The sequence below is a fragment of the Pseudomonas sp. Kh14 genome (assembly GCF_900291005.1).
In the GTDB taxonomy this organism is placed as follows: domain Bacteria; phylum Pseudomonadota; class Gammaproteobacteria; order Pseudomonadales; family Pseudomonadaceae; genus Aquipseudomonas; species Aquipseudomonas alloputida.
The window spans coordinates 1-248 of record NZ_OLKJ01000228.1 but is presented as its reverse complement, the minus strand read 5'-3'; the positions used below and the strand labels follow the sequence as shown (position 1 = coordinate 248).

Genomic DNA, 248 nt, shown 5'->3' with positions numbered 1-248 from the left:
GGGTCAAGTAGGCGTGAGCATTTACTTACCTTCACTTCCACTTATTAGCGAAGCCCTATCGATTGGACATGCGGATGTTCAGATGCTCGTGACACTGTTTTTGGTTGGTTTCGGACTTTCTCAACTCTTTTATGGTCCTTTGTCCGATGCTATTGGCCGACGTCCCGTGTTTATCCTCGGTCAAGGAGTTTACCTAGTCGGAACACTGCTGTGTATTGCTTTAAATGAACACTTTACCGCGTTAGAAG

1 protein-coding gene is annotated in these 248 nt (G+C 46.0%); it reads left to right on the top strand.

Annotated elements, in window-relative coordinates; translation table 11 throughout:
- Positions 1-13: 13 nt before the first annotated feature.
- Positions 14-248, top strand: a 235-nt coding sequence (locus tag FQ668_RS29215; RefSeq protein WP_369333852.1) for an MFS transporter, incomplete at its 3' end; no start/stop codon positions are given.